We start from the raw sequence: 18,157 nt of genomic DNA on the forward strand, positions 1-18,157 counted from the left end.
CGGCCTCAACCCCGGGGCCGGCGCCCGCCCCGAGGCCGGGCGCCGGGCCGTCCGGACCGCGCCGCCGAAGCCCGCCGAGGCGCGGGTGTCGCCCCCCGCGCCGGAGCCGCGCCTGCGTCCGGCCGAGGCGCCCGAGGCCCGCGCGGTGACGCCCGCGGCCAAGACCGACGATCGTCCGGCGCCCTCCGAGCAGGGAACGGCGAAGGGGGCCGAATCACCGAGATCCGGGGAACCGGCGCCGTCCGCGGAACCGGCCCGGACCGCCGAATCGGCGGCGCCGGCTGCCAAGCCGGCGGACAAGACTTGGCAGGATCCGCCGACGGACGGGGCGCGCAAGCCGGTGCGGGTGATCGGCGGGGCCACCATCGTCCCCGGCGGCACCGGCGAGGCCGGCGCGAACTGAAGCCGCCGCGGGCCTCGGGCCCACTCGCCCCTGCCTCCAGCGGCGTCGAGCGCCCCGCCGTCGCGGGGGGGGCTCGACGAGGAGGTCTCCTCCTTGAAGAAAATCAATCCTCCTCGCCCGCCAGAACGAGGCGGTCGCGGCCCGAGAACACCGTCAGGGTGTCCGAGCGGGCGATGGCGCAGAGCGTCATGTCGTGGCAGCGCGCCCGCTCGATGGCGAGCGAGGTCGGCGCCGAGATCGCCACCAGCACCGAGGCGCCGAGGGTCGCGGCCTTCTCCGCCATCTCGAACGAGCAGCGGCTGGTGATGACGAGGAAGCCCTCGTCCGGCCGCGCGCCCTCGCGCAGGAGCGCGCCGATCAGCTTGTCGAGGGCGTTGTGGCGCCCGACATCCTCGCGCACCGCCGTGAGCGTCCCGTCGAGCCGGGCCCAGCCCGCCGCGTGGACGGACCGGGTCTCGCGGTTGAGGGTCTGACGGTCCGACAGGGCCGTGAGCGCCGCCTGGATCGCCGTGAGGCCGACCCGCGGCCCCCGGCGCGGCGCATCCGCGGCGCGGGGCTTGGCGGTCGGCAGGGCGGCCAGATCCTCGATCCCGCAGACGCCGCAGCCGGTGCGGCCGCTGATGGCGCGCTTGCGGGCAAGATGCTCGCGCAGGCGCCCCGGGGCGAGATCGACGAGCAGGCGCAGGCCCCCCTCTCCGGCCTCCACTGCGACGCCGCGAATCTCCTCCGGCGACTCGATCACCCCCTCGGTCAGGCTGAAACCGTAGGCGAAGTCCTCGAGATCGGCGGGCGTCAGCATCATCACGGCGTAGGGAACCGTGCCGTAGACGACGTTGACCGGCATCTCGACCGCGAGGGCGCGGCTGTCGGGCCGGGGCTCGGGCGCGTCGTAGGCGACCACCAGGGTGCCGACCCGGACCGAGGGGGGTGAGGCCGTGACGTCCCTGTCCGATCCGCCCTGCGCCATGCCCGTCCCCGATCCTTTGCCGAAGGTGCCGCCCGCCGGATCTGTCCCGCGTCCAAGCGACGCTCGGCGACACCGTTGCGGTTGCGGTTTTACGATCAGTATGGTTCTACGTCGCCACCGCCCCTCCGGCAGACCACGGTCAAGACGGAGCGGGCACAGCCCGCGCGACAGGCGGGAGGCCTTGTAACGGATTTGCGGGCGCCGTCCGCGGATTCAAGGGCGAAGAGAAATCAATCGGACCTCAGGGGAGCCAGGCGGGGATATGCGGACGACGCAGGCGCAACATCGGTCGACGTGGGGGGCCGGCGCGCTCGGCGCCCTCCTCGTCTCGTCCTCTTCCGCTCTCGCGGCCGGCATCGGCCAGCCGGTGCCGTGGCAGATGGATCGTCAGGTGGCCGTCACGGCCGAGGCCCATCACCTCCACGTCTTCGAGAATTGGCTGCACTGGCTCGCGTTCGGCATCTCGCTGTTCGTGCTGGTGCTGATCCTCTACGTGATCTTCAAGTTCAACGAGAAGGCGAACCCGACGCCTTCGCGCACCACCCACAACACGATGATCGAGGTGGCCTGGACCATCATCCCGGTCCTCATCCTCGTCGCCGTCGCGATCCCCTCGTTCCGGACCCTGCGCACGCAGCTCTCCGATCCGAAGGCCGACGTGATGGTCAAGGTGATCGGCCACGCCTGGTACTGGTCCTACGAGTACCCGACCGAGGGCGACAAGGGCGGCTTCACGTTCGACGCCAACGTCGACGAGGACAAGCAGCCCAAGCTCCTCGCCACCGACAACGACATGGTCGTGCCGGTCGGCAAGATCGTGAAGGTGCAGGTCACCTCCGGCGACGTGATCCACTCCTGGGCGATCCCGTCCTTCGGCGGCAAGATCGACGCGATCCCCGGCCGCCTGAACCAGTGGTGGTTCCGCGCCGACCGTGAGGGGACCTATCACGGCCAGTGCTCCGAGCTCTGCGGCGCCCGCCATGCCTACATGCCGATCACCGTGCGCGTGGTCAGCGAGCAGGCCTATGCCGAGTGGCTCACTGAGGCGAAGACCAAGTTCGCCGCGATCGACAATGGCGCCCGCCTCGCGGACGCCCGCTGACGCTCCCCTGAGGCCGGAGCCCCGCGCGGCGCTCCGGCCGGTCCACCATTCGCCAGAGGCGAGAGAACCCTGAGCAAGGCATAGATTCGATGGCTACAGCCGCAGCACATGCCGGGCACGACGCCCACGACGATCACAAACCCTCATTCTTCTCCCGCTGGTTCCTGTCCACGAACCACAAGGACATCGGCACGCTCTACCTCGTGTTCGCCTTCATGGCGGGCATCATCGGCGCGTTCCTCTCGTTCGGCATTCGCATGGAGATGGAGGAGCCCGGGCTCCAGTACTTCTCCAACCCGGCCACCTACAACGTGTTCGTGACCGGCCACGGCCTCATCATGGTGTTCTTCATGGTGATGCCGGCCCTCATCGGCGGCTTCGGAAACTGGTTCGTCCCGCTGATGATCGGCGCGCCGGACATGGCCTTCCCGCGGATGAACAACGTCTCGTTCTGGCTCACGGTCTCGGGCTTCGCCTGCCTCCTGTGCTCGCTCTTCGTCGAGGGCTCGCCGGGCGCGTCCGGCGCCGGCACCGGCTGGACCGTGTACCCGCCGCTGTCCTCCGCGGCCGGCCATCCGGGCCCGGCGGTCGACTTCGCGATCTTCTCGCTCCACCTCGCGGGTGCGGGCTCGATCCTCGGCGCGATCAACTTCATCACCACGATCCTCAACATGCGCGCCCCCGGCATGACGCTGCACAAGATGCCGCTCTTCGCCTGGGCCGAGCTCGTCACCGCCTTCCTGCTGCTCCTGTCGCTCCCGGTCCTCGCCGGTGCGATCACGATGCTCCTCACCGACCGCAACTTCGGCACGACCTTCTTCGACCCGGCCGGCGGCGGCGATCCGGTGCTCTACCAGCACCTGTTCTGGTTCTTCGGTCACCCCGAGGTGTACGTGATGATCCTGCCGGCCTTCGGCATCGTCTCGCACATCATCGCCACCTTCTCGAAGAAGCCGGTCTTCGGTTACCTCGCCATGGCCTACGCCATGGTCGCCATCGGCGTCGTCGGCTTCGTCGTGTGGGCCCACCACATGTACACCGTCGGCCTGTCGCTCCAGACGCAGTCCTACTTCGTGTTCGCCACGATGGTGATCGCGGTCCCGACCGGCGTGAAGATCTTCTCCTGGATCGCGACGATGTGGGGTGGCTCGATCCGCTTCACCGCGGCGATGCACTGGGCGGTGGGCTTCATCTTCCTGTTCACGGTCGGCGGCGTGACCGGCGTCGTGCTCGCCAACTCCTCGGTCGATAAGTACCTGCACGACACCTACTACGTCGTCGCGCACTTCCACTACGTGCTCTCGCTGGGCGCCGTGTTCATCATCTTCGCCGGTGTCTACTACTGGTTCCCGAAGATGACCGGCCACGTCATCCCGGAATGGGCAGGCAAGCTGCACTTCTGGCTGGCCTTCATCGGCGCGAACGTCCTGTTCTTCCCGATGCACTTCCTGGGTCTCGCCGGCATGCCGCGTCGCTACGCCGACTACCCGGAGGCCTTCGCGGGCTGGCACAAGGTCGCGACGCTGGGCGGGCACATCTTCGCCCTCGGCATGGTGGTCTTCGTGATCGGCATCGTCCTCGCCTTCCGCTCCAAGACCCGCGCCGCGGACAATCCGTGGGGTGAGGGTGCCACCACCCTCGAGTGGACCCTGTCCTCGCCCCCGCCCTTCCACCAGTTCGAGACGCTGCCCAAGATCGTCGACGAACCGGCCCACTGAGGCGGGACGAACATCTGGATCGCGAGGACCGCCCCGGCGGTCCTCGCTCTTTCCCGGACTCCGCCCGCGCAGAACGGGCGGCGTCCCGAAAAGGGCGGCGCCGCCACGGCGTGATCCCCGGTCGCGAAGCAAGAGCGCGCAATCCGAGCGCTTCCATCACGGTTTCCATCATCACGGTTTCCATGACGAGCCTGTCGAACAGCCTCACCGCCGACGCCGAGACCGCGTCCTTCGCCCCCGCCGTCGGTGGTGAGGTGCGCGACTTCTTCGCGCTCCTGAAGCCGCGGGTGATGGTGCTGGTGATCTTCACCGCGCTCGTCGGTATGGTGGTCTCCCACGCCACCGTGAATCCGGTGATCGCCGCCATCTCGCTTCTGATGATCGCGGTGGGCGCCGGCGCCTCCGGCTGCCTCAACATGTGGTGGGACGCCGATATCGACGCCCTGATGACCCGCACCGCCAAGCGGCCGATCCCGGATGGGCGCATCCGCCCCGACGAGGCTTTGGCCTTCGGCATCGTGCTCTCGGTCGGCTCGGTGCTGATCCTCGGCCTCGCGTCCAACTGGCTCGCGGCGGGGCTCCTCGCCTTCACGATCGTCTTCTACGCCGTGATCTATTCGATGTGGCTGAAGCGGGCGACCGCGCAGAACATCGTCATCGGCGGCGCCGCCGGCGCCCTCCCCCCGGTGGTGGGTCAGGCCGCTGTGACGGGCCATGTCGGCATCGAGTCGCTGGTGCTGTTCGCGATCATCTTCATCTGGACGCCGCCCCATTTCTGGGCGCTGGCGCTGGTCAAGAGCGGCGAATACGCCCGCGCCGGCATCCCGATGATGCCCAACGTGGCCGGCCCGGATTCTACCCGTCGCCAGATCGTCGCCTACACCCTGCTGCTCGCCCCCCTCGGCCTCGTGCCGGTGGCCCTGGGCTTCGGCGGCTGGCTCTACGCCGTGGTCGGCATGGTCGGCGGCCTCGGCATGCTGGCGGGCGCGGTACAGGTCTACCGGCTGCGCGAGGGCGAGTCCGAGCGCAAGGCGGCGATGGGCCTGTTCGCCTTCTCGATCCTCTACCTGTTCCTCCTGTTCTCGGCGCTTCTCGCGGAGCAGGGGCTGGGCCTCTACCGCGCGGTCGCCCTGAGCGGGTTCTCGGCGTGAGGCCGGCCATGAACGATCTTCCCGAAGGCGTGCGGCCCCTGACGGCGGAGGAGGCCAAGACCCGCCGCAAGCGTTCCCTGGCGATCGCCCTGACGCTCGGCGCCCTGGTGATCCTGTTCTTCGTCCTGACGATCGCCAAGCTCGGACCGCAGGTCCTGCAGCGGCCGCTCTAGGGAGATCCTGCGATGACGGACGCATCCGACAGGCGACGCCACGCCGCCCGCGGCACCCGCTGGACGGTGCTGGCCTGCACCGGGATGGTGCTCGGCATGGGCGGCCTCGCTCTGGCGTCGGCGCCGCTCTACGACATGTTCTGCAAGGCGACCGGCTTCAACGGCACGCCGCGGGTGGGCGCCGCCGCCGAGGCCTCGGCCGACGCGACTCTGGCGCCGCTCTCGGTCCGCTTCGACACCAACGTCGCCAAGGGCCTGCCCTGGCGCTTCCAGGCCGAGCAGACCCGCGTCGACGTGGTGCCGGGCCGGACCGCCACCGTGTTCTTCAAGGTCACCAATGCCGGCCGGGAACCCGCCAAGGGCATCGCGGTCTTCAACGTCCAGCCGGACTTGATGGGCAGCTACTTCGTCAAGGTGCAGTGTTTCTGCTTCGACGAGCACACGCTGCAGCCGGGCGAGTCCGCCGAGTTCCCGCTGGTGTTCTACGTCGATCCGGCCCTGCGCAAGGACCCGGATGTCGGCGATCTCGAGGAGATGACCCTCTCCTACACCTACTTCCCGTCCAAGAACGGGGCGCCGGTGGCCGAAGGGCCGAAGCCGCGGGCGACGACGACGAATTTCTGAGGGCTCAAGCGTGACAACGGCGCGAGCGCCACGATAGAGCTTCACCGGGGTCGGGCTCCGCCGGATCCTCAAAGGCAAGACAAGAGCCCGACCGTCGAGACGGTGACGGGTGGGGCGAAGGGAGACCAGTTGCGATGGCCGGGGCGCACGCCAAGAACCACGACTACCACATCATCAATCCGAGCCCGTGGCCCCTTCTCGGCGCGTTCTCCGGGTTCCTGATGGCGTTCGGCGCCGTCTTCTGGATGAAGGGCCTCTCCGCCGGCGGCCTCGCCATCGGCCCCTACGTGTTCGGCGCCGGCACCCTCGGCGTGCTCTACACGATGCTGTCCTGGTGGCGCGACGTCACCCACGAAGCCAATTCCGGCGATCACACCCGCGTCGTCCAGCTGCACCACCGCTACGGCATGATCATGTTCATCGCCTCCGAGGTGATGTTCTTCGTGGCGTGGTTCTGGGCCTTCTTCGAGGCCGCGCTCTACACCGCCGACCCGATCCAGGCGACCCGCGTCGAGTTCACCGGCGGCGTCTGGCCGCCCAAGGGCATCGAGGCGTTCGACCCCTGGCACTTGCCGCTGCTCAACACCCTGATCCTGCTCACCTCCGGCACCACGGTCACCTGGGCCCACCACGCCCTGCTGCACGGCGACCGCAAGGGCCTGAAGATGGGCCTGTGGCTGACGATCATCCTGGGCATCCTGTTCTCGGCCTGCCAGGCCTACGAATACGCCCACGCCCATTTCGGGTTCTCGGGCTCGATCTACTCGGCCACCTTCTTCATGGCGACGGGCTTCCACGGCGCCCACGTCATCATCGGCACCATCTTCCTCGCCGTCTGCCTGTTGCGCGCCTATCAGGGCGACTTCACCCCCAAGCAGCATCTCGGGTTCGAGTTCGCGGCCTGGTACTGGCACTTCGTCGACGTGGTGTGGCTGTTCCTGTTCGCCGCGATCTACGTCTGGGGTGCCGGCGTCGGCGGCGGAGCCCACTGACCGCCCCTCCCCCCATCCGCCGTCCCGCGCCGTGGGCGCGGGCGGCCTCTCCGAAGGGCGGCGCGAGCCGCCCTTTTTCCGTGAAGGGCTGAACCGATGCCCTCCGGACGCGCCGGGAGCAGACCCGTGAGCCCATCCGCCATCCCGGCCGCCGGGACCCCCGCCCGCTGGCGCCGCCTCCTCGCCCCGGGCCTCGCCGCCGGCCTGTGCCTCGCCATCCTCCTCGGGCTCGGTGTCTGGCAGCTCGCTCGCAAGGGCGAGAAGGAAGCGCTGATCGCCCGCATCATCGAACGGTCCCGGGCCGAGCCGCCGGCCGCGCCCCCGCCCTTCGCGGCTTGGAACCCGCCGGCCGACGAGTTCCGCCGGGTGCGGGCGAGCGGCGTCTTCCGCCACGACAAGGAAACTCTGGTTCACGGCCTCGCCCCGGGCGAGCCGGGCCGGGCGCTTCAGGGGTTTTACGTGCTGACGCCGCTTCAGCGCGCCGACGGCACCACGATCCTGGTCAATCGCGGCTTCGTGCCGACCGAACTGCGAAACCCGCGGGACCGGGCGGCCGGGCAGGTGGCGGGTGAGACGGCGGTGACCGGCATGCTGCGGGGCAGCGAGGCGCGCACGTTGTTCGTGCCCGAATCCGACCCGGCCCGCGATACGTGGTTCACCCGCGACATCCCCGCCATCGGCGCCGCCCGCGGGCTGAGCGGGCTCGCCCCCTATCTGATCGAGGCGGACGCGACTCCGAATCCCGGCGGCTGGCCCCGTGGCGGGCAGCTCAGGGTCGATCTCCCCAACAACCACCTGCAATATGCCTTCACGTGGTTCGGCATCGCCGGCTGCCTGATCGCGGTCTTCGGCGCCTTCGCGTGGCGCCGCCTGCAGGAGCCGGAGACGGGGCCGTAGATCGCGGGGCCGGCTGACGGCGTCGGGATCGCGTCTCCCCGGGAGCGGAGGAAGGGGCTTGCACCGCGCCGGAAGCCTCGGCCCGAGAAGGGGATTCGGGTCCTCGGACCAAGCCAAAGCGCCAAAAGTGCCAAGATTTGCATCGGCCCGAGTGCCGGGGTCCGGTCCTCGGGCCGATGCGAGAGCGGGGTCGAGCGGCGCGGGATCAGGCCGCCCGCACCGTCGCCAGGAAGCGGACCACCTCGGCGTTGAGGTGCTCGGACTGGCGCGACAGCTCGGAGGCGGAGGCGAGCACCTGGGTCGCGGCCGCGCCGGTGGTCTCGGAGGCCCGGGCCACGCCGACGATGTTTCCGGTGACCTCGCCGGTGCCGCTCGCGGCCTGGGCGACGTTGCGCACGATCTCCTGCGTGGCCGAGCCCTGTTCCTCCACCGCCGCGGCGATCGTCGCGGCGACCGCGTTGATCTCGCGGATGCGTGCGGTGATCGCGCTGATGGCCTCGACCGCCTGTCCCGTCGCGCCCTGGATCTGGCCGATCTGGCCCGCGATCTCCTCGGTCGCCCGCGGGGTCTGGCCGGCGAGTTCCTTCACCTCGGTCGCGACCACCGCGAAGCCGCGGCCGGCCTCTCCGGCGCGGGCCGCCTCGATCGTCGCGTTGAGCGCGAGCAGGTTGGTCTGGCTCGCGATGTTCGAGATCAGGCCGACCACGTCGCCGATCCGGGCGACGGCGCCGCTGAGGGTCTGGACGAGGGCGGCGGTCTGATCCGCCTCGCTGGCCGCACGCTGCGCCAGATCGGTCGAGCCGGCGACCTGCCGGCCGATCTCCAGCACCGAGGCGCCGAGTTCCTCAGCCGCGGCGGCGACGGTCTCGACGTTGGTGGCGGCCTCCTCGGCGGCCGCGGCGGCGGCGTTCGATTGCTGCGCCGTCGCGCCCGCGGTGTCCGACATGCTCCGGGCGGTGGCCTGCAGCTCGGTGGCCGAGGAGGAGACGATCCCGCCGACCGCCTGCTCGAAGCTCTCGGCCATCTGGCGCATGCCGGCCTTGCGCTGCTCCTCCGCGGAGGCGCGGGCGAGCGCGGTCTCCTCCTCCAGCACCCGGGTACGGATCAGGTTCTCCTTGAACACCTGCACGGCGCCGGCGATCGCGCCGATCTCGTCGCGCCGCTCCTGGTAGGGGATCTCGGTGGTGGCATCGCCCTGGGCGAGGCGGCCCATCAGCGCCGTCATCCGCCGCATCGGGCCCGAGACGGCCCAGTTCAGCAGGAACAGTCCCAGGGCGGCCACGGCGAACATGGCGACGAGGCCGATCACGACGGCCCCGCGCGATTCCGCCGCCGCCCCCTCCGCCGTGCGGGCGCGCTCGGCCAGCAACGACCGCTCGATGCCGGCGATCTCGGCGGCCTTGGCCCGCAGGGCGTCCATCGCGGTCTTGCCGGCGCCGGAGGCCTCCAGCGCGCGCGCCTCGGCGACGGTGCGCTCGTCCTGCATCAGCGCGATCTCCCGCTCGGCGATTCCGTTGCGCCATTCCTGCGCGCGCTGGTCGAGCTCGTTCAGGCGCCGCAGCTGCTCGGGATTGTCGGACACCAGCGTCCGCACCCGCGCGAGGGTTTCGGTGTACCGGCCCGCGCCGGCCTTGTAGGGGGCGAGGAAGGCCGGATCGTTGGCGAGCAGGAAGCCGCGCAGGCCGGTCTCTTGATTGACCATGGCGGTGGTGAGCGCCTCGACCTGTTCGAGCACCTGATGGGTATGATCGCGCCACTGGTTCGCCGTCTCGATGGTGCCGAGACTGCGCCAGCTGACGAGGGAGGCGATGCCGGCGGCGCCGATCACGGCGGCGAAGACGAAGAACAGTTTCGTGACGACACGGAGGTTGGTGATAAGGCGCATCGGAGTCACCTGAAGCGATGATGTAAGGCAGCTGCGAGGGCTGCCCGGCGAATGGCCCGCCCACAAGCACGGGAGCCAGACCCTCGCGGAACCAACATAAGTTTCAGTTAACATAAGATAGGACAGTGGTGGATCGGGGGCCGCAATGGGTCGGTTGCCTGGCGCTTCCTCGGGCGATCGCACCGAGGTCCGACGACAAGGCTGACGGAGAGTCGAGCGTCCTGGGCGTCGGTTCGCTCGCGCCACGTCGAACGCCGGGGCCCGGGCCGCGGCGACACGGGCGGGCGCAGCGCGCCCTCCCCTTTCGACACGGCGGAATCGATCGTGTAAACGGGCGCCCTCCCCGGAGGCACCCTTGCTGCACGTCTCGACCCGCGGCGCCGCCGCGCCCCTCAGCTTTTCCGATGCCCTTCTGGCTGGGCTTGCCCGCGACGGCGGCCTCTACGTGCCGCAGAGCTGGCCGCGGATTTCGCGCGACGCGATCGCGGGCTTTGCGGGCATGCGCTACGCCGAGGTCGCCAAGCGGGTGCTGCGCCCGCTCATCGACGGCGAGATTCCGGATGCCGAGCTCGATGCCATGATCGAACTCGCCTATTCGGGCTTTCGCCACCCGGCGATCTGCCCGCTGTCTCAGCTCGACGACAATCTCTTCCTGCTCGAACTCTTCCACGGCCCGACGCTCGCCTTCAAGGACGTGGCGATGCAGTTGCTCGGGCGGCTGATGGATTACGTGCTGCGCCAGCGGGGCGCGCGGGCCACCATCGTCGGGGCGACCTCGGGCGATACCGGGTCGGCGGCGGTCGAAGCCTTCAAGGGACTCGATCAGGTCGACGTGTTCATTCTGTTCCCGCACGGGCGGGTGTCGGAGGTGCAGCGTCGGCAGATGACGACGATCAACGCGCCGAACGTGCACGCGCTGGCCGTCGACGGTAATTTCGACGATTGCCAGAACCTCGTGAAGGCGATGTTCCAGCACGCCGATTTCTCGGACGCGGTGAAGCTCTCGGGCGTCAACTCGATCAACTGGGCTCGGGTCGCCGCGCAGACGGTCTACTACTTTACCGCTGCCGTGGCCTTGGGCGCCCCGCATCGGCCGGTGTCGTTCGCGGTGCCGACGGGCAATTTCGGCGACATCCTCGCGGGTTGGGTGGCCAAGAAGATGGGCCTGCCGATCGAGCGGCTGATGATCGGCACCAACGCCAACGACATCCTGGCCCGGACCCTGGAGCACGGAGCCTACGAGCCCCGCGGCGTGCAGCCGACCACCTCGCCCTCGATGGACATCCAGATTTCCTCGAATTTCGAGCGGCTTCTGTTCGAGGCGCTCGACCGCGACGCCTCGGCCCTGGGTCGCCTGATGGCCGGGCTGAAGCAGTCGGGCGGCTTCACGCTGAGCCCCGACGTGCTCGCCACCGTCCGCGATGAGTTCGACGCGGCCGCGGTGCCCGAGACCGCGGTCGCCGACGAGATCGCCGGCACCTTCCGCCGCACCGGCCAGGTGCTCGATCCCCACAGCGCCATCGGCGTGCGGGCCGCGCGCCATCTCCTGGCCAAGGACCCGGCCACGCCGGTGATCGCGCTCGCCACCGCGCATCCGGCGAAGTTCCCGGACGCGGTCTCGCAGGCGACCGGCGCCGGGCGTCCGATCCTGCCGCCGCATCTGGCCGACCTGATGACCCGGCCCGAGACCGTGGCCAATCTGCCCAACGACCAAGCGGCCGTGGAACGCTACATCACCGAGCATGCCCGGATCACGCGAGGCGCCTGAGACACGATGAATCAGCACTTCTCGACCTTCGGCGCTTCGCCCGGCCTCACGGTCAGCCGGCTCGCCAACGGCCTCACGGTCGCGACCGAGACGATCCCCGGCGTCGCCACCGCGACTCTCGGGGTCTGGATCGGGGCCGGCTCGCGCCACGAGCGGCCCGACGAGCACGGCCTCAGCCATCTCATCGAGCATATGGCCTTCAAGGGCACGGCCACCCGCTCGGCCCGGCGGATCGCCGAGGACATCGAGAATGTCGGCGGCGAGATCAACGCCGCCACCAGCACCGAATGCACCAGCTACACCGCCAAGGTGCTCGGCGAGGACACGGGCGTGGCGCTGGATGTGCTCGGCGACATCCTGACCCGCTCGGTCTTCGACGCAGGCGAACTCGCCCGCGAGAAGGGCGTGATCCTTCAGGAATACGCCGCGGTCGAGGACACCCCCGACGACGTGGTCTACGACGCCTTCATCGAGACGGCCTTCCCCGACCAGCCGATCGGCCGGCCGATCCTGGGCCGGCCGGAGACGATCGAGCGCTTCGACCAGGCCGCGATCGAGGCCTATATCGCCCGCGAATACGTGCCCGAGCGCATGGTGCTCGCGGCCGCGGGCGCGGTGGAGCATGCCGCGATCGTCGAGGCGGCCGAGCGCCATTTCGGCGGCCTGACGGCCCAGGCGGCGCCCCCGGTGGTGGCGGGCGTCTATGGCGGCGGCGAGCGGCGCATGGTCAAGCGGCTCGAACAGGCCAACCTCGTCCTCGGCCTGCCCGGCCTCTCGTTCCGCGACGAGGGCTATTACGCCCTGCACCTGTTCGCCCATGTCCTCGGCGGCGGCCTGACCTCCCGGCTCTGGCACGAGGTGCGCGAGACCCGCGGCCTCGCCTACGAGATCCAGGCCTTCCACTGGCCCTTCGACGATTGCGGGCTGTTCGGCATCGGCGCCGGCACCTCCGCGGCGGACCTCGCCCAACTCCTCGACGTCACTGTCGCGACGACCCGGGAGACGGCCGAGCGGCTCGACGCTGCCGAACTCGCCCGGGCCAAGGCGCAGCTCAAGGTGTCGCTGCTCTCCGCCCTGGAAACGCCGGGCGGGCGCATCGAGCGCAACGCCCGCCAACTGCTGGCCTGGGGCCGGGTGATCCCGCCGCAGGAGCTGATCGGCAAGGTCGATGCCGTGACGGTCGAGGACGTGCGCGCGGCCGGCCGCACCCTTCTGACCGGCGCGCCGACGCTGGCGGCGATCGGTCCGGTGAAAGGCCTGCCGCCGCTGCCGCGGCTCGCCGCCGCCCTTCGCGGGGCCTGAACCGCCGCCGCGGGCGGCGCCCGCGGATGGCGGCCGCGGCCGCGCGTTGAGCCCGTCCCTGCTCCCGAACCGGAGCGCCGCGCGAGGCCGTCGCGCCGCAGCCGTGGGCCCATGCCCTAGGTTATAGCGCGAACGCCACCCCGCGCTGTATGTCGGTCGAGTGCATTCCAAGGTTGGGCGAGCGCCATGAATCCCGTTGCCGTCGCGACCATGCTCGGCATCACCATCGGATTTGCCGGGCTGCTCGCCTACGCGCTGACGGTGGGCGAGGCGTGGCTGCTCGCCATCGTGGTCATCATCGTCCTCGCGCTGTTCGTGCGCTGGGGGGAGTGAGCGGCGCGCCTCACGGGTCCTCAAGCGCCGGCCCGCGGGTGGCGTCGGGGTCGTCTCCCGTTCCGGCAAGCGGGCCGACGGCTACGGCTTGGCCGGTGCGGGCCGCCTCGTAGATCGCCTCCATCAGGATCATGTCCTGCAGCCCCTCCTCCCCGGGGGTGCGAGGGCGGCGGTTCTGGAGGATGCACGCGGCCATGTGGTCGAGTTCGAGGGCGAACTGGTTCTTGGGCGGGAGCACCGGCTCGTCGCGCTGGACATGAGGGCCCTCGCGATGGGCGATGGTGAGGCTCTGGCCGCGATAGGCGAAGGCGTTGTGCAGCGCCAAGCCGCCATTCGCGGTATGGACCCGCAATTCGCGGCTCTCGTGGACGCCGTAGCTGGTGCCGCAGGTCGCGATGACCCCGGAGGGGAAGCGCAAAGTGAACGCGACGCTCTCCTCCACCTCCTTGAAGCGCGGGTCGTTCTCGGGCGTGACGATCTGCGCCTGGACCGAGATCGGCTCCTCGCCGAGCAGGGCCCGCACGCCGTTGAGGCAGTAGAGGCCGATATCCGGCAGTGCCCCGCCTCCCGCCAGCGCCTTGCGCAGGCGCCATTGCTCGGGAAGCGCCGTGGTCTGGCCGTTGAAGGCCTCCACCATCTTCACCCGGCCGAACTCGCCCGACCGGGTGATCCGGGTCACCGCGCGGTTGTAGGGCTCGTACTGGCAGCGATAGGCGATCATCAGCGTGACCTTCGCCGCGGCGCAGGCCTCGATCATCGCCCGCGCCTCGGCGGCACTGTTCGCCATCGGCTTCTCGCAGAGCACATGCTTGCCGGCCGCCGCCGCGGCCAGGACGTGATCGCGGTGCAGACCGTTGGGCGTGACGATGTAGACGGCCCGGACCGCGGGATTCGCCTTCAGCCGGTCCCACTGGTCGTAGGCGTAGACCGCCTCCTCGGGGATGCCGTACTGCCGCGCGACGAGCCGCGCCTTGTCGGGCGAGCCCGACATCAGCGCGACGGGCCGAGCCATCTTGGCCTCGCCGAAGGCCGGCAGGATCTCCTCAAGGCTCAGGCGGCCCAGGCCGACGACGGCGAAGCCGACCCGCTCCCCCGGCGGCATCGGCGCGGGCGGCGGCGGGGGCGGCGCGTCGCCGGAATCGCGCCAGTTCGGAAAGACGACACGCTCGCCCTGGATCGCCCCGGTATCGGCCGGCACCGAGGGGCCCGGCGGGGCGGCGCCCTGCGCGCTCGCGCGTCCGGCAAGGCTCCCGGCAAGGCTCAGGGCCGCCCCGGTGAGGCCGGCGCCTCCCGCCGCCAGGAGGATGCGCCGGGACAGTCGCGGGCTGTCGCGCGGGCTGTCGGGGGTGTCGTCGTTCATGAGCCTCGCCCTCGCGGGATGACGAGGCCGGAACGCCTCACGCGGGCGGGGCGGTTCCCTTGACCGTCCCGTTGCCCGTGGTCGCGGGGGTGGGATCGGGGTCCTCGACTTCGCCCCGGCGCTGGAGCTGGAGCGCCACGAACCAGCACAGGGCCGCCCAGGCGGCGCCGACGCACCAGCCGGCCACCACGTCGCTCGGCCAGTGCACGCCGAGATAGACCCGGCTGACGCCGACGCAGACCGTCATGGCGATGCCGAGCGTGAGCAGCAGCGCCTTGACGGGGACCCGCCGCTCGACCCGGGCGAGGAGCGTGGCCAGCGTCAGGTAGGCGATGGCCGACATCATCGCGTGGCCCGACGGGAAGCTCGCCGTGAAGGTCTCCATGCCGTGGGGCACGAGATCGGGCCGCGGCCGGTGGTAGAACAGCTTGAGCACGGTCGAGACCACCTCTCCGCCACCCACCGCCGCGAGCACGAAGACGCCGATCCGTCGGCGTCCCGACAGCGCGAGGTAGATCACCGCGGCGGCGGTGAGGAACACGATCGTCACCACGCTGCCCCAGCCGGTGACGTCGCGCATCGCCTCCTCCAGCCAAGCGGGCCCGATCGGGTCGGCGAGATCGGCGGGATTGCGCAGGGACAGGAGGATCTTGCGGTCGAGGGCGGCGGTCGAGCCCTCGCCGACCTCGTAGGCCAGAGCGAAGAAGGCATAGCCCAGGGTGCTGACCGCGAGCAGGGAGACCAGCGGCCCGACCTCGTTGAGATGGAGCCGCAGCCAGACCGCAGACGAGCCGCGCCAGAGCGCGTCGCCGCCGGTGCGGGCGTAATCAGGCAGTCTCATGCGGCACCTCCGAAGGGGATCGTGGCCAGCCGTTCCCAGGGACCACCGAGATAGCGCCACAGCAGCACGCCCGGCGACTGGAAGCGCGAGGGCGCGAAGGCGTTCGACAGGTCGGCGTGGAGCGCCCGCGCGGTCTCGGGCGAGACCTGGTTCTGCACCGTGACGTGGGGGCGCCAGCCCTGGCGGTCCTGCGCCGTCAGGTGATCGCGGAAGGCGGCCGCGACCCGCGCCCGGAACGCCGCCAGGGGCGCGGATTCGAGGGCGTAGGCGACGCCGCGGCCGGTGAAGCGCACGCCCGTCACCGCGACCTCGGCGGGGGCCTGCACCCGCGCGAGCGCCGTCACGGTCTCGGCGACGCCCTTCGGGTCCTCGCCGGGCAGGTGGTGGAACAGGGTCGCGTGGGCGGGGATGCGGTTCAGCGCCTCCGGGAAGTGGCGCCGCCGCAGGCCGTTAAATTCGGCGAAGGCCGCCTCCTCCATCGCCAGGGTCAGGATCAGCGGGTCGGGCTCGGGCAACGCGAAAACTCTCGTGGCGGATCGGAGGTGGCGGATCGCAAGGGGCAGATCGGAGGGCGGATCGGGCTGAGCCGGCGATCCGGCGATCCGGCGCCTCGGGGAAGATGGCGCGACCGGGCTCGGGTTCCAGCCACGCGGGCCTGCGCGCTGTTCAGGACCGGGCGGCGCCGTTAGAGAGACGGCCATGGCCCGCACGCACAGAGAGATCGTCCACCGCGGACGCGACGGTTGGCTGTTCCTGGTCGGCGGGAGCAACGGGGTGCTCGGCCAGTACCGGCGTTCGCTGTCCGGCTGGTGGCACATCCGGCGCTGGGCGCGGCTGATCGAGGCCCGGACCGCCCGCGCCGGCGCCCTGGGCATCCGCACCGTCCACACCGTCGTCCCGGAAAAACTCTCGGTCTACGACGACCGCACCCTCGCCCTCCCCTACGATCCGCACCTGTCCCCGGCCCGGCGCCTCGCCCGCCGGCTCGACCGGATGCCCGGCTATGTCGATCTCGTCGCGCCCCTGCGCGCGGCCCGCGACGGGCCGGTGCCGCTGTACCGGCGCACCGATACCCATTGGAGCTATGACGGCTGCCTGATCGGCTACCGCGCCCTGATGCGGGCCTGCGGCGCCGTGCCCCCGCCCGACATCGCCGAGCGCCCGCGCTTCGAGACGGAGGGGCTGTGGGATCTCGGCGACAAGCTGCCCGACCGCCCGCGGGAGACGGTGGTGAACTGGGCCGTGCTCCGCGAGGCGGCTCGCGCCCATGCGAGCCCGCTGGTCGAGGCATACGAGGCGGCGGGCCGGGCGGGCGAGCTGCATGTCGGCGCCCACGTGATCTACCGGAACGCCTCGCCCCACGCCGATCCCCGCACGGTGGTGCTGTTCGGCGATTCCTACGCGCATTACGCGCCGATCCTGCTCACGAGCCTGCTCGCCGAGTCGTTTCGCGAGCTGCACTTCGTGTGGTCGTCGAGCCTGGACTGGGCCTATATCGAGCGGGTGCGGCCCGACATCCTGATGGTCGAGATGGCCGAGCGCTTCCTCGCCCGCCTGCCGGACGACCGCTTCGACCTTGCGTCCTACGCGACGCTGGAGCCGGTGGCGCCGGTGCAGCCGGCCGAGCCCGAGCCGGTGGTGTGATCGCCCGCCGGTCCGGTGCTCCCGCTTCCTGCCCGGCGAGGCCGCTGGCTCACACCCCCGCCCGCTTCTGGAACGCGTTGGCGTTCGGCAGCGGCGAGGGGGCGCCCATCAGGGAGACCGGCGGGGGCGCGGCCGGCTTGGCCGCGGGCGGCTCGTTGGCGGCCGGATCCACCGTCTTCGCCTTGAAGACGGCGACGAGGCCCTTGCCCCGGGCGAGGTCGGCCGGGCTCATCTTGGCCCCGACCTCGTCCCGCTTGCGGCCGGCTTCCTCGTCGCCCTGGGCCGCGGCGGCCGAGAACCAGAGATAGGACTGGGCGAGGTCCTGGCTCACGCCGAGGCCGCGGGCGCAGAGCACCGCGAGATTGTACTGGCTGTCGCGCACCCCGTGCTCCGCCGCCCGGCGGAAGGCCTCCGCCGCGGCCACGAAGTCCGGCCGGCCGTTGGCGGCCGGATTCTCGGCGTGGAGCACTGCGAGGTTGTGCATCGCCCGGGCGTTGCCGGCATCGGCGGCCCGGCTGTACCAGCTCTTGGCCTGGGCGATGTCGCGGACCACGCCCGACCCCTTCTCGTAGGCGTTCCCGACCTTGAACTGGGCCGGCGCGTAGCCGGCGCTGCCGAGCCGCTCGTAGAGCTTGGCGGCCACCGCGAGGTCGCGCGGTACGCCCCGCCCCTCGACCATCCGCCCGGCGATGTCCCAGATCGCGGTCCCATCGCCGTCGAGGGCCGATTGCTTCACCTTGGCCAAAGCCGGCGGCAGGCTCGCCAGATCCGGCGCGAGCGCGGCCATGGAGGCGACCTGCGGCAGGCTGTGGGGCGCACTCGCCGCGGCCGGCTTGCGAGCCCCGTCCTCCGGCTGCGCCGGGGCGGCCAGGGCCTGGGTCGTCGTCGGATCGGCGGGCATTCCGGCCGCCAGGGCCGGAGCCTGGGCCGTGCTGCCCTCCGCCTTGGCGACTTTGTCCGCCCCGCGGCCCTCGCCCTCCGCCGACGGCGCGGCGGC

General features: G+C 71.0%; 17 protein-coding genes and 1 pseudogene. 12 read left to right on the forward strand and 6 right to left on the reverse strand.

Annotated elements, in window-relative coordinates:
* A pseudogene (locus LW587_RS21400) lies at nt 1–403 on the forward strand (hypothetical protein); the annotation flags it as partial.
* 103 nt (nt 404–506) lie between these two features.
* Here the strand turns inward: LW587_RS21400 and fdhD are convergent.
* The gene (fdhD, locus tag LW587_RS21405; RefSeq protein ID WP_232631611.1) at nt 507–1,370 is read right to left on the reverse strand and encodes a formate dehydrogenase accessory sulfurtransferase FdhD; all 864 of its coding nucleotides are present in this window, start codon (nt 1,368–1,370) and stop codon (nt 507–509) included.
* Between the two features lie 262 nt (nt 1,371–1,632).
* Between fdhD and coxB the strand changes: the two genes are divergently transcribed.
* From coxB to LW587_RS21440, 7 genes are all read left to right on the forward strand, one after another.
* Nucleotides 1,633–2,472 (forward strand): cytochrome c oxidase subunit II, encoded by an 840-nt coding sequence (coxB, locus tag LW587_RS21410; RefSeq protein ID WP_232631612.1) that lies wholly within the window; start codon nt 1,633–1,635, stop codon nt 2,470–2,472.
* A gap of 89 nt (nt 2,473–2,561) precedes the next feature.
* Nucleotides 2,562–4,190 carry a cytochrome c oxidase subunit I gene (gene ctaD, locus LW587_RS21415; RefSeq protein WP_232631613.1) on the forward strand — a complete coding sequence of 543 codons (1,629 nt, stop codon included), beginning with the start codon at nt 2,562–2,564 and terminating at the stop codon, nt 4,188–4,190.
* 182 nt (nt 4,191–4,372) lie between these two features.
* Nucleotides 4,373–5,341 (forward strand): heme o synthase, encoded by a 969-nt coding sequence (locus LW587_RS21420; RefSeq protein WP_232631614.1) that lies wholly within the window; start codon nt 4,373–4,375, stop codon nt 5,339–5,341.
* 8 nt (nt 5,342–5,349) lie between these two features.
* Nucleotides 5,350–5,514: a hypothetical protein gene (locus LW587_RS21425; protein ID WP_232631615.1), complete on the forward strand. Its 165-nt coding sequence runs from the start codon at nt 5,350–5,352 to the stop codon at nt 5,512–5,514.
* 12 nt (nt 5,515–5,526) lie between these two features.
* The gene (locus LW587_RS21430) at nt 5,527–6,138 is read left to right on the forward strand and encodes a cytochrome c oxidase assembly protein (protein ID WP_232631616.1); all 612 of its coding nucleotides are present in this window, start codon (nt 5,527–5,529) and stop codon (nt 6,136–6,138) included.
* A 134-nt stretch (nt 6,139–6,272) separates the two neighbouring features.
* Complete coding sequence (locus tag LW587_RS21435) at nt 6,273–7,130, forward strand: cytochrome c oxidase subunit 3 (protein WP_232631617.1); 858 nt, start codon at nt 6,273–6,275, stop codon at nt 7,128–7,130.
* Nucleotides 7,131–7,256: 126 nt separating this feature from the next.
* A complete protein-coding gene (locus tag LW587_RS21440; protein WP_232631618.1) occupies nt 7,257–8,027 on the forward strand; it encodes an SURF1 family protein in 771 nt (256 codons plus the stop codon).
* A gap of 205 nt (nt 8,028–8,232) precedes the next feature.
* Here LW587_RS21440 and LW587_RS21445 read toward each other — a convergent pair whose 3' ends face one another.
* Nucleotides 8,233–9,912, reverse strand: a complete 1,680-nt coding sequence (locus LW587_RS21445; protein ID WP_232631619.1) for a methyl-accepting chemotaxis protein — start codon at nt 9,910–9,912, stop codon at nt 8,233–8,235.
* Nucleotides 9,913–10,267: 355 nt separating this feature from the next.
* On the opposite strand from LW587_RS21445, the gene thrC reads away from it, so the two are divergent.
* The 3 genes from thrC to LW587_RS21460 all read left to right on the forward strand — a co-directional run bounded on the left by thrC (nt 10,268) and on the right by LW587_RS21460 (nt 13,315).
* Nucleotides 10,268–11,680: a threonine synthase gene (thrC, locus tag LW587_RS21450; RefSeq protein WP_232631620.1), complete on the forward strand. Its 1,413-nt coding sequence runs from the start codon at nt 10,268–10,270 to the stop codon at nt 11,678–11,680.
* Nucleotides 11,681–11,686: 6 nt separating this feature from the next.
* On the forward strand, nt 11,687–12,982 hold the full coding sequence (locus tag LW587_RS21455) for a M16 family metallopeptidase (RefSeq protein WP_232631621.1): 1,296 nt from the start codon (nt 11,687–11,689) through the stop codon (nt 12,980–12,982).
* A 186-nt stretch (nt 12,983–13,168) separates the two neighbouring features.
* Nucleotides 13,169–13,315, forward strand: a complete 147-nt coding sequence (locus LW587_RS21460) for a hypothetical protein (protein WP_232631622.1) — start codon at nt 13,169–13,171, stop codon at nt 13,313–13,315.
* A gap of 10 nt (nt 13,316–13,325) precedes the next feature.
* Here the strand turns inward: LW587_RS21460 and LW587_RS21465 are convergent, their stop codons facing one another.
* Genes LW587_RS21465 through LW587_RS21475 form a run of 3 tightly spaced genes read right to left on the reverse strand, consistent with a single transcriptional unit; the run spans nt 13,326 to nt 16,031 of the window.
* Nucleotides 13,326–14,675 (reverse strand): Gfo/Idh/MocA family protein, encoded by a 1,350-nt coding sequence (locus LW587_RS21465; RefSeq protein WP_232631623.1) that lies wholly within the window; start codon nt 14,673–14,675, stop codon nt 13,326–13,328.
* Between the two features lie 37 nt (nt 14,676–14,712).
* Complete coding sequence (locus tag LW587_RS21470; RefSeq protein WP_232631624.1) at nt 14,713–15,516, reverse strand: phosphatase PAP2 family protein; 804 nt, start codon at nt 15,514–15,516, stop codon at nt 14,713–14,715.
* A complete protein-coding gene (locus tag LW587_RS21475; RefSeq protein ID WP_232631625.1) occupies nt 15,513–16,031 on the reverse strand; it encodes a 2'-5' RNA ligase family protein in 519 nt (172 codons plus the stop codon). The genes LW587_RS21470 and LW587_RS21475 overlap by 4 nt, the downstream gene beginning before the upstream one ends.
* A 184-nt stretch (nt 16,032–16,215) precedes the next feature.
* Between LW587_RS21475 and LW587_RS21480 the strand changes: the two genes are divergently transcribed.
* Nucleotides 16,216–17,160: an alginate O-acetyltransferase AlgX-related protein gene (locus tag LW587_RS21480; protein WP_232631626.1), complete on the forward strand. Its 945-nt coding sequence runs from the start codon at nt 16,216–16,218 to the stop codon at nt 17,158–17,160.
* 49 nt (nt 17,161–17,209) lie between these two features.
* Here LW587_RS21480 and LW587_RS21485 read toward each other — a convergent pair.
* Nucleotides 17,210–18,157, reverse strand: a 948-nt coding sequence (locus LW587_RS21485) for a tetratricopeptide repeat protein (protein WP_232631627.1), incomplete at its 5' end; no start/stop codon positions are given.

Origin of the sequence: Methylobacterium sp. Leaf118, from assembly GCF_920984675.1 — a bacterium.
Lineage (GTDB): Bacteria > Pseudomonadota > Alphaproteobacteria > Rhizobiales > Beijerinckiaceae > Methylobacterium.

What these genes read in the sequence shown, in the direction of transcription:
- LW587_RS21425 (WP_232631615.1), top strand. Translation starts at nt 5,350, where the DNA reads ATGAACGATCTTCCCGAAGGCGTGCGGCCCCTGACGGCGGAGGAGGCC.
- coxB (WP_232631612.1), top strand. Translation starts at nt 1,633, where the DNA reads ATGCGGACGACGCAGGCGCAACATCGGTCGACGTGGGGGGCCGGCGCG.
- LW587_RS21480 (WP_232631626.1), top strand. Translation starts at nt 16,216, where the DNA reads ATGGCCCGCACGCACAGAGAGATCGTCCACCGCGGACGCGACGGTTGG.
- LW587_RS21470 (WP_232631624.1), bottom strand. Translation starts at nt 15,516, where the DNA reads ATGAGACTGCCTGATTACGCCCGCACCGGCGGCGACGCGCTCTGGCGC.
- ctaD (WP_232631613.1), top strand. Translation starts at nt 2,562, where the DNA reads ATGGCTACAGCCGCAGCACATGCCGGGCACGACGCCCACGACGATCAC.
- LW587_RS21420 (WP_232631614.1), top strand. Translation starts at nt 4,373, where the DNA reads ATGACGAGCCTGTCGAACAGCCTCACCGCCGACGCCGAGACCGCGTCC.
- LW587_RS21465 (WP_232631623.1), bottom strand. Translation starts at nt 14,675, where the DNA reads ATGAACGACGACACCCCCGACAGCCCGCGCGACAGCCCGCGACTGTCC.
- LW587_RS21430 (WP_232631616.1), top strand. Translation starts at nt 5,527, where the DNA reads ATGACGGACGCATCCGACAGGCGACGCCACGCCGCCCGCGGCACCCGC.
- LW587_RS21460 (WP_232631622.1), top strand. Translation starts at nt 13,169, where the DNA reads ATGAATCCCGTTGCCGTCGCGACCATGCTCGGCATCACCATCGGATTT.
- fdhD (WP_232631611.1), bottom strand. Translation starts at nt 1,370, where the DNA reads ATGGCGCAGGGCGGATCGGACAGGGACGTCACGGCCTCACCCCCCTCG.
- LW587_RS21445 (WP_232631619.1), bottom strand. Translation starts at nt 9,912, where the DNA reads ATGCGCCTTATCACCAACCTCCGTGTCGTCACGAAACTGTTCTTCGTC.
- LW587_RS21435 (WP_232631617.1), top strand. Translation starts at nt 6,273, where the DNA reads ATGGCCGGGGCGCACGCCAAGAACCACGACTACCACATCATCAATCCG.
- LW587_RS21455 (WP_232631621.1), top strand. Translation starts at nt 11,687, where the DNA reads ATGAATCAGCACTTCTCGACCTTCGGCGCTTCGCCCGGCCTCACGGTC.